The following is a 7146-nucleotide window of genomic DNA, read 5'->3' on the forward strand; positions in this document are numbered from 1 at the left end:
CTTTCAGGTTTGCTTTCTTCAATGCAGACTCATACTGACTGGACATCATCAGAGTTTGCACTTGAGCCATAAAGTCCATGATAACAACAACCACGATTAAGAGGGAAGTACCACCAAAGTAAAAAGGTACTTTCATTGCGTCACGCATGAACTCCGGGATTAGGCAGATGAAGGTAATATATAATGCGCCAACTAATGTCAAGCGAGTCATTACCTTATCAATGTACTTGGCCGTTTGCTCTCCCGGACGAATTCCTGGTACAAATGCACCGGACTTCTTCAGGTTATCTGCTGTTTCTCTTGGGTTGAAAACCAACGCCGTATAGAAGAAACAGAAGAAGATGATCGCAGATGCATAAAGCAACACATATAACGGTTGACCAGGCTGCAAATACATAGAAATAGTCGTCAGCCAGTCCCAGCCAGTTCCATCACCAAACCAAGAAGCTATTGTACCCGGGAATAGTATGATACTGGAAGCAAAAATTGCAGGAATTACACCCGCCATATTCACTTTTAACGGTAAATGTGTACTTTGTGCTGCATAAACACGGCGCCCCTGCTGACGTTTAGCGTAATTAACGACAATACGACGTTGACCACGTTCCATAAACACAACAAAGAAAGTAACCGCGAATACTAATACTGCAACCAACAGCAACAGGAGGAAGTGCAGGTCGCCTTGCCGAGCTTGCTCGATGGTATGGCCAATAGCCGGCGGTAACCCCGCAACAATACCAGCGAAGATAATGATAGAGATACCGTTACCAATACCTCTTTCAGTTATCTGTTCACCTAACCACATTAAGAACATTGTCCCTGTGACTAAGCTAACAACAGCCGTAAAGTAGAATGGAAGACCCGGATCAATAACCAATCCTTGCATCCCTGGCATATTCGGTAGACCCATTGCAATACCAATAGATTGGAATATTGCTAATACCAGAGTACCCCAACGAGTATATTGGCTTATCTTCCGACGACCTGCTTCTCCTTCCTTCTTAATCTCTGCTAATCGTGGATTAACCACAGATAATAATTGGATGATGATCGACGCCGAGATATACGGCATGATCCCCAAAGCAAAGATAGAAGCACGGCTAAGAGCACCACCAGAGAACATGTTAAACATTTCAATGATGGTGCCTTGTTGCTGTTCGAGCAATTTGGCAAGCACAGTGGCATCAATACCAGGGATTGGAATAAAAGAACCAATTCGGAATACAATTAGCGCACCAATTACAAACAAAAGTCTGCGTTTAAGTTCGCCAGTTCCACCCTTGGCACTTTGAAAATCTAATCCTGGTTGTTTAGCCATCTGTCACTTATTCCTCAATTTTACCGCCGGCAGCTTCGATTGCAGCGCGAGCACCTTTAGTAACACGAAGGCCACGTACAGTAACTGCACGGTTCACTTCGCCAGACAGAATAACTTTCGCATATTCAATCTGGATGCCAACAACGTTCGCGGCTTTCAGTGCGTTCAGATCAATAACATCGCCTTCAACAGCAGCAAAATCAGACAGACGAATCTCTGCAGTGATCATTGCTTTACGTGAAGTGAAGCCGAATTTCGGCAGACGACGATATAAAGGCATCTGGCCGCCTTCGAAACCACGACGTACGCCACCGCCAGAACGAGATTTCTGACCTTTGTGACCACGGCCGCCGGTTTTACCCAGACCAGAACCGATACCACGACCTACGCGTTTAGGCGCGTGCTTGGCACCTTCAGCCGGAGACAGAGTATTTAAACGCATCTCTTACTCCTCAACTTTAACCATGTAGGAAACCAAGTTGACCATACCACGTACAGCAGGAGTATCCTCGCGCTCTACTGTATGACCAATGCGACGCAGACCTAAACCGACCAGTGTTGCCTTATGCTTAGGCAGACGACCGATTGAACTGCGAACTTGTGTAATTTTAATAGTCTTAGCCATGGCCGATTACCCCAGAATTTCTTCGACGGATTTTCCACGCTTAGCTGCGACCATTTCTGGAGACTTCATGCTGTCTAAAGCATCCAGTGTTGCACGAACCACGTTGATTGGGTTTGTGGAACCGTAGGTTTTAGCCAGTACGTTGCGAACTCCAGCTACTTCTAAAACAGCACGCATTGCACCGCCGGCAATGATACCGGTACCTTCGTGAGCAGGTTGCATAAACACACGAGAACCAGTGTGTGTACCTTTCACAGGGTGGAACAATGTGCCGTTGTTTAGAGCAACGGTTTTCATACTGCGACGGGCTTTTTCCATCGCTTTCTGGATTGCTGCCGGAACTTCGCGCGCTTTGCCGTAGCCAAAACCAACGCGACCGTTACCATCACCAACTACAGTTAGTGCGGTAAAGCTGAAAATACGGCCACCTTTAACGGTTTTTGCTACGCGGTTTACCGCGATCAGCTTTTCCTGCAGTTCGCCAGCTTGTTTCTCGATGTGAGCCATCTTACACCTCTACCTTAGAACTGAAGGCCAGCTTCACGGGCAGCATCTGCCAGTGCCTGGACTCTACCATGATATTGGAAACCAGAACGGTCAAAAGCAACAACTTTGATGCCTTTTTCCAGTGCGCGTTCTGCAACTAATTTACCAACAATTGCTGCTGCGTCTTTGTTTCCAGTAAACTTAACTTGTTCATTGATAGCTTTTTCTGTAGTAGAAGCTGCAACCAATGTTTCAGAACCGTTCGGTGCGATAACCTGCGCATAAATATGGCGTGGAGTACGATGTACCACCAGGCGAGTCGCACCCAACTCTTGGATCTTACGGCGTGCGCGGGTCGCACGACGGATACGAGCTGCTTTCTTATCCATAGTGTTACCTTACTTCTTCTTAGCCTCTTTGGTACGCACGATTTCATCGGCGTAACGAACACCTTTACCTTTATAAGGTTCAGGACGACGGTAAGCACGCAGTTCTGCTGCAACTTGGCCAATCACTTGCTTATCCGCACCTTTCAGTACGATTTCAGTTTGTGTTGGACATTCAGCAGTAATGCCTGCTGGCAGTGCGTGTTCAACCGGATGCGAGAAACCTAAAGACAAGCTTACAGCATTGCCTTTGATTGCTGCACGGTAACCAACACCGACCAGTTGAAGCTTTTTAGTGAAGCCATCGGTAACACCAACAACCATTGCATTACACAGTGAACGAGTAGTACCCGCTTGTGCCCATGCATCCGCGAAACCTTCGCGTGGTGCGAAAGTCAGCTGATTGTCTTCGTTTTTAACTTCAACTGCATTATGGATAGTACGACTAAGCTCGCCGTTTTTACCCTTAATCGAAATAACCTGACCGTTGAGTTTTACCTCTACGCCGGCAGGAATGACGACGGGTGCTTTTGCCACACGAGACATTCTTTCCTCCCGAATTAAGCTACGTAGCAGAGAATCTCGCCACCAAGACCAGCTTGGCGAGCTGCACGATCAGTCATGACACCTTTAGAGGTAGAAATAACAGCGATACCTAACCCAGCCATAACTTGTGGTAGCTCATCTTTTTTCTTATAGATGCGCAGGCTTGGGCGGCTTACACGCTGAATGCTTTCTACGACAGCCTTACCTTGGAAATAACGTAAAGTCAGTTCCAATTCTGGCTTGATGTCGCCTTCAATTTTAAAATCTTCGATATAACCTTCTTCCTTCAGCACTTTGGCAATTGCCACTTTCAGCTTGGAGGAAGGCATGGTGACCGCAACTTTGTTCGCGGCCTGACCGTTACGGATACGGGTCAGCATATCCGCGATGGGATCTTGCATGCTCATCTGTCTTTACTCCCGTGATTCAAATGGAATTACCAACTTGCCTTTTTAAGGCCCGGGATTTCACCGCGCATTGCGGCTTCACGGACTTTAATACGGCTCAGACCAAACTTCCGCAGGAAACCATGCGGACGCCCTGTTTGACGGCAGCGGTTACGCTGACGAGAAGGACTTGAATCACGTGGCAGTGTTTGCAGCTTGAGAACAGCGTCCCAGCGATCTTCATCGGATGCTTTAACATCAGAGATGATAGCTTTCAATTCTACGCGTTTTGCGAAGAACTTCTCAGCTAATTTAGCACGTTTAACATCACGCGCTTTCATAGATTTCTTAGCCATGAGTACCCTGCCTTACTTGCGGAACGGGAAGTTGAACGCTGCTAACAGTGCGCGACCTTCGTCATCTGATTTCGCAGTAGTGGTAATAGTAATATCTAAACCACGTACGCGATCCACTTTATCGTAATCGATTTCAGGGAAGATGATTTGTTCACGAACACCCATGCTGTAGTTACCGCGACCATCGAAAGACTTAGCGGGCAAGCCACGGAAGTCACGAATACGTGGTACAGCAATAGAAATCAGACGCTCAAGGAACTCCCACATGCGTTCGCCACGCAGGGTTACTTTACAGCCGATTGGATAGCCCTGACGGATTTTGAAGCCTGCAACAGATTTGCGTGCTTTGGTGATCAAAGGTTTTTGACCTGAGATCGCTGTTAAATCAGCTGCTGCGTTATCCAGCAGTTTTTTATCAGCAATCGCTTCACCAACACCCATATTCAGGGTGATCTTCTCGACCCGAGGGACTTGCATGACAGAAGTGTAGTTAAACTCAGTCATGAGTTTATTAACTACTTCGTCTTTATAGTAATCATGCAGTTTCGCCATCGTATACTCCAAAAATTACTTGATAGTTTCACTGTTAGATTTGAAGAAACGGACTTTTTTGCCGTCTTCGAATCTAAAGCCTACACGGTCAGCCTTACCGGTTGCCGCGTTAAAGATTGCAACGTTAGAAACTTGAATAGCCGCTTCTTTTTCAACGATGCCACCTGGTTGGTTCAGAGCCGGTACAGGCTTCTGATGTTTTTTAACCAGATTGATACCTTCAACGATAACTTTACCAGAAGAAATAACCTGCTTTACTTTACCGCGCTTACCTTTGTCTTTCCCAGTTAGCACGATAACTTCGTCATCACGACGGATTTTCGCTGCCATAGTTCGCTCCTTAGAGTACTTCAGGTGCCAGAGAGATAATTTTCATAAACTTCTCGTTACGAAGTTCACGAGTTACCGGCCCAAAAATACGCGTACCGATTACTTGCTCGCTGTTGTTATTTAATAACACACAAGCATTACCATCGAAGCGAATGACAGAACCGTCAGGGCGACGTACACCCTTCTTGGTGCGCACCACTACCGCTTTCAGGACATCACCCTTTTTAACTTTACCGCGTGGAATTGCTTCTTTAACGGTAATTTTAATGATGTCGCCGACATGTGCATAGCGACGGTGCGAGCCACCTAGAACCTTGATACACATTACGCGACGTGCACCGGAGTTGTCGGCCACGTTCAGCATAGTCTGTTCTTGGATCATTTTAGTGCTCCGCTAAATGTCAACTACTACTGAGCCACCTCATTATGAAGAGGCCGTTCAAATATACCCATACTACGAGGGCGCGGCATTATAACACCACATCATCGAGTTGGACAGAAAAAAATAAACGGCTCAATCAAATAAGAGCCGTTTATTCATCAGAAAAGTCTATTCTATTACAGAACAGCTTTTTCTACAACGCGAACTAAGGCCCAAGACTTAGTCTTAGACAGTGGACGAGTTTCGCGGATTTCTACCACGTCACCGATTCCACATTCATTGTTCTCGTCATGTACGTGCAATTTAGTCGTACGACGGATGAATTTACCATACAGAGGGTGTTTCACCATACGCTCGATAGCAACAACAATAGATTTCTCCATTTTATCGCTAACTACACGACCTTGCAGAGTACGGATTTTATCGCTCATTACGCACCTGCCTTCTCAGTCAGTAAAGTCTTCACACGTGCGATATCACGACGCACTTGTTTCAACAGATGAGACTGTTGTAGCTGACCACTTGCAGCCTGCATACGTAAATTAAATTGTTCACGTAACAAGTTCAAAAGTTCAGCATTCAGCTCTTCAACGCTTTTTTCGCGCAGCTCTTGTGCTTTCATTACATCACCGTCTTAGTTACAAAGGTGGTTTTGATAGGCAGTTTCGCTGCTGCCAGAGAGAATGCCTCACGAGCCAGCTCTTCAGGCACACCGTCCATTTCGTATAAAACTTTACCAGGCTGGATTAAGGCAACCCAATATTCTACGTTACCTTTACCTTTACCCATACGAACTTCGAGTGGTTTCTCAGTGATTGGTTTGTCTGGGAACACACGGATCCAGATTTTACCTTGACGCTTAATAGCACGGGTCATAGCACGACGTGCCGCTTCGATCTGACGTGCAGTCAGACGACCACGGCCAACAGCTTTAAGACCGAAAGTGCCGAAGCTAACATCCGTACCTTGCGCTAGACCACGGTTGCGGCCTTTGTGCACCTTACGGAATTTTGTACGCTTTGGTTGTAACATCAGCGACTCTCCTTACTTGCGGCCTTTACGCTGCTGCTTTTTAGGTTGAGCAGCTGGTTTCTCAGCTTGTTCAACAGCAGCCATACCACCCAGAATCTCACCTTTGAAGATCCATACCTTAACGCCGAGAACACCGTAAGTGGTGTGCGCTTCTGAAGTGTTGTAATCGATATCAGCACGTAATGTGTGCAGTGGCACACGGCCTTCACGATACCACTCGGTACGAGCGATTTCAGCACCGCCTAAACGGCCACTGACTTCAACTTTAATACCTTTAGCGCCCAGACGCATTGCGTTCTGTACTGCACGCTTCATAGCACGACGGAACATAACACGACGTTCCAGCTGTGAAGAAATGCTGTCAGCAACTAATTTTGCGTCCAGTTCTGGTTTACGAACTTCGGCGATATTGATTTGCGCAGGAACACCAGCGATATCCGCTACTGTTTTACGCAGTTTTTCAACGTCTTCACCTTTCTTACCGATAACGATACCTGGGCGAGCAGTGTGAATAGTCACACGGATGCTTTTCGCAGGACGTTCGATAACGATGCGAGAGATTGACGCTTTTGCCAATTCTTTATTTAAGTACTGGCGTACTTTAAAATCGCTGTCTAGGTTGTCAGCGAATTCATTGGTATTCGCATACCAAGTAGAGTTCCAAGGTTTGACAATACCCAGGCGAATACCATTAGGATGTACTTTCTGACCCATTGCTAGTCTCCAGAGTCTCAGCGATCGGACACA

At 46.5% G+C, this 7146-nt stretch carries 15 protein-coding genes; all 15 read right to left on the minus strand.

Annotated elements, in window-relative coordinates; all coding sequences use genetic code 11:
• On the minus strand, window positions 1–1318 hold a 1318-nt coding region (secY, locus tag OQV04_RS22695), incomplete at its 3' end, for a preprotein translocase subunit SecY (protein ID WP_332642971.1).
• 7 nt (window positions 1319–1325) lie between these two features.
• The gene (rplO, locus tag OQV04_RS22700; protein WP_004265478.1) at window positions 1326–1760 is read right to left on the minus strand and encodes a 50S ribosomal protein L15; all 435 of its coding nucleotides are present in this window, start codon (window positions 1758–1760) and stop codon (window positions 1326–1328) included.
• 3 nt (window positions 1761–1763) lie between these two features.
• A complete protein-coding gene (gene rpmD / locus OQV04_RS22705) occupies window positions 1764–1943 on the minus strand; it encodes a 50S ribosomal protein L30 (RefSeq protein ID WP_004265475.1) in 180 nt (59 codons plus the stop codon).
• Between the two features lie 6 nt (window positions 1944–1949).
• Window positions 1950–2450 (minus strand): 30S ribosomal protein S5, encoded by a 501-nt coding sequence (rpsE, locus tag OQV04_RS22710; RefSeq protein WP_004265471.1) that lies wholly within the window; start codon window positions 2448–2450, stop codon window positions 1950–1952.
• Window positions 2451–2464: 14 nt separating this feature from the next.
• A complete protein-coding gene (rplR, locus tag OQV04_RS22715; RefSeq protein WP_042847557.1) occupies window positions 2465–2818 on the minus strand; it encodes a 50S ribosomal protein L18 in 354 nt (117 codons plus the stop codon).
• A gap of 9 nt (window positions 2819–2827) precedes the next feature.
• A complete protein-coding gene (gene rplF, locus OQV04_RS22720; RefSeq protein WP_042847560.1) occupies window positions 2828–3361 on the minus strand; it encodes a 50S ribosomal protein L6 in 534 nt (177 codons plus the stop codon).
• Between the two features lie 14 nt (window positions 3362–3375).
• Window positions 3376–3768 carry a 30S ribosomal protein S8 gene (rpsH, locus tag OQV04_RS22725; RefSeq protein ID WP_042847562.1) on the minus strand — a complete coding sequence of 131 codons (393 nt, stop codon included), beginning with the start codon at window positions 3766–3768 and terminating at the stop codon, window positions 3376–3378.
• Between the two features lie 29 nt (window positions 3769–3797).
• The gene (rpsN, locus tag OQV04_RS22730) at window positions 3798–4103 is read right to left on the minus strand and encodes a 30S ribosomal protein S14 (protein WP_004265458.1); all 306 of its coding nucleotides are present in this window, start codon (window positions 4101–4103) and stop codon (window positions 3798–3800) included.
• Window positions 4104–4115: 12 nt separating this feature from the next.
• Window positions 4116–4655: a 50S ribosomal protein L5 gene (gene rplE, locus OQV04_RS22735; RefSeq protein ID WP_006816328.1), complete on the minus strand. Its 540-nt coding sequence runs from the start codon at window positions 4653–4655 to the stop codon at window positions 4116–4118.
• A 15-nt stretch (window positions 4656–4670) separates the two neighbouring features.
• On the minus strand, window positions 4671–4985 hold the full coding sequence (rplX, locus tag OQV04_RS22740; RefSeq protein ID WP_042847564.1) for a 50S ribosomal protein L24: 315 nt from the start codon (window positions 4983–4985) through the stop codon (window positions 4671–4673).
• A 10-nt stretch (window positions 4986–4995) separates the two neighbouring features.
• Window positions 4996–5367 (minus strand): 50S ribosomal protein L14, encoded by a 372-nt coding sequence (rplN, locus tag OQV04_RS22745; protein WP_004265449.1) that lies wholly within the window; start codon window positions 5365–5367, stop codon window positions 4996–4998.
• A gap of 176 nt (window positions 5368–5543) precedes the next feature.
• Window positions 5544–5798 carry a 30S ribosomal protein S17 gene (gene rpsQ / locus OQV04_RS22750; RefSeq protein WP_042847566.1) on the minus strand — a complete coding sequence of 85 codons (255 nt, stop codon included), beginning with the start codon at window positions 5796–5798 and terminating at the stop codon, window positions 5544–5546.
• Complete coding sequence (gene rpmC, locus OQV04_RS22755) at window positions 5798–5989, minus strand: 50S ribosomal protein L29 (protein WP_004265442.1); 192 nt, start codon at window positions 5987–5989, stop codon at window positions 5798–5800. The genes rpsQ and rpmC overlap by 1 nt, the downstream gene beginning before the upstream one ends.
• Window positions 5989–6399: a 50S ribosomal protein L16 gene (gene rplP, locus OQV04_RS22760; RefSeq protein ID WP_004265436.1), complete on the minus strand. Its 411-nt coding sequence runs from the start codon at window positions 6397–6399 to the stop codon at window positions 5989–5991. The genes rpmC and rplP overlap by 1 nt, the downstream gene beginning before the upstream one ends.
• A 12-nt stretch (window positions 6400–6411) precedes the next feature.
• Complete coding sequence (rpsC, locus tag OQV04_RS22765; protein WP_004907131.1) at window positions 6412–7113, minus strand: 30S ribosomal protein S3; 702 nt, start codon at window positions 7111–7113, stop codon at window positions 6412–6414.
• Window positions 7114–7146: the final 33 nt, after the last annotated feature.

Source organism: Escherichia sp. Lx600-2, from assembly GCF_036662595.1.
Taxonomy (GTDB): Bacteria; Pseudomonadota; Gammaproteobacteria; order Enterobacterales; family Enterobacteriaceae; genus Escherichia; species Escherichia coli.

Excerpts from the sequence above, each read along its gene's own strand:
- rplO (WP_004265478.1), bottom strand. The coding sequence starts at position 1,760 with ATGCGTTTAAATACTCTGTCTCCGGCTGAAGGTGCCAAGCACGCGCCT.
- rpmD (WP_004265475.1), bottom strand. The coding sequence starts at position 1,943 with ATGGCTAAGACTATTAAAATTACACAAGTTCGCAGTTCAATCGGTCGT.
- rpsE (WP_004265471.1), bottom strand. The coding sequence starts at position 2,450 with ATGGCTCACATCGAGAAACAAGCTGGCGAACTGCAGGAAAAGCTGATC.
- rplR (WP_042847557.1), bottom strand. The coding sequence starts at position 2,818 with ATGGATAAGAAAGCAGCTCGTATCCGTCGTGCGACCCGCGCACGCCGT.
- rplF (WP_042847560.1), bottom strand. The coding sequence starts at position 3,361 with ATGTCTCGTGTGGCAAAAGCACCCGTCGTCATTCCTGCCGGCGTAGAG.
- rpsH (WP_042847562.1), bottom strand. The coding sequence starts at position 3,768 with ATGAGCATGCAAGATCCCATCGCGGATATGCTGACCCGTATCCGTAAC.
- rpsN (WP_004265458.1), bottom strand. The coding sequence starts at position 4,103 with ATGGCTAAGAAATCTATGAAAGCGCGTGATGTTAAACGTGCTAAATTA.
- rplE (WP_006816328.1), bottom strand. The coding sequence starts at position 4,655 with ATGGCGAAACTGCATGATTACTATAAAGACGAAGTAGTTAATAAACTC.
- rplX (WP_042847564.1), bottom strand. The coding sequence starts at position 4,985 with ATGGCAGCGAAAATCCGTCGTGATGACGAAGTTATCGTGCTAACTGGG.
- rplN (WP_004265449.1), bottom strand. The coding sequence starts at position 5,367 with ATGATCCAAGAACAGACTATGCTGAACGTGGCCGACAACTCCGGTGCA.
- rpsQ (WP_042847566.1), bottom strand. The coding sequence starts at position 5,798 with ATGAGCGATAAAATCCGTACTCTGCAAGGTCGTGTAGTTAGCGATAAA.
- rpmC (WP_004265442.1), bottom strand. The coding sequence starts at position 5,989 with ATGAAAGCACAAGAGCTGCGCGAAAAAAGCGTTGAAGAGCTGAATGCT.
- rplP (WP_004265436.1), bottom strand. The coding sequence starts at position 6,399 with ATGTTACAACCAAAGCGTACAAAATTCCGTAAGGTGCACAAAGGCCGC.
- rpsC (WP_004907131.1), bottom strand. The coding sequence starts at position 7,113 with ATGGGTCAGAAAGTACATCCTAATGGTATTCGCCTGGGTATTGTCAAA.